This is a genomic window from Rathayibacter sp. AY1A5 (assembly GCF_002930875.1).
Lineage (GTDB): Bacteria > Actinomycetota > Actinomycetes > Actinomycetales > Microbacteriaceae > Rathayibacter.
This window is the reverse complement of record NZ_PSTM01000053.1, coordinates 1-592: the sequence shown is the minus strand read 5'-3', so window position 1 is coordinate 592 and position 592 is coordinate 1. Positions and strand designations below refer to the sequence as shown.

Genomic DNA, 592 nt, shown 5'->3' with positions numbered 1-592 from the left:
TCGCTCTCCCCGATCGACTGGGAGCCGCTGCTCGCGTCGGTCCGCAGGACCGGCCGGCTCGTCGTCGCGCAGGAGGCGTCCGCGAACGTGAGCCTCGGCTCCGAGATCGCGGCGACCGTCACCGAGCGCGCCTTCTTCTCGCTGGAGGCGCCGGTCCTCCGGGTCGCCGGCTTCGACACCCCCTTCCCGCCCGCCAAGGTCGAGAAGCTCTTCCTCCCCGACGTCGACCGCGTGCTCGAGGCCGTCGACCGCTCGCTCGCGTACTGACGCGCGCGACATCCGCCCGCACGAGCCCACAGGAGTCCCCCCGATGACAGAGCAGTTCCTCCTCCCCGACGTCGGCGAGGGCCTCACCGAGGCCGAGATCGTGGCCTGGAAGGTCAAGGTCGGCGACGAGGTGGCCGTCAACCAGGTCCTCGTCGAGATCGAGACCGCCAAGTCGCTCGTCGAGCTCCCCTCGCCGTTCAGCGGCACCGTGGTCGACGTGCTCGTCGACGAGGGCCAGACGGTCGACGTCGGCACCGCGATCATCACCGTCCAGGCCGGAGCCGGCTCGATCGGCTCCGAGGTGCCCGCGATCCCGGCCCACCCC

At 71.8% G+C, this 592-nt stretch carries 2 protein-coding genes; both read left to right on the top strand.

Going from position 1 to position 592, the window contains the following annotated elements; genetic code table 11:
• A partial coding sequence (locus C5B98_RS16525; protein WP_308471268.1) for a transketolase C-terminal domain-containing protein occupies positions 1-267 on the top strand: 267 nt, incomplete at its 5' end.
• Between the two features lie 43 nt (positions 268-310).
• On the top strand, positions 311-592 hold a 282-nt coding region (locus C5B98_RS16520; RefSeq protein WP_308470923.1), incomplete at its 3' end, for a biotin/lipoyl-containing protein.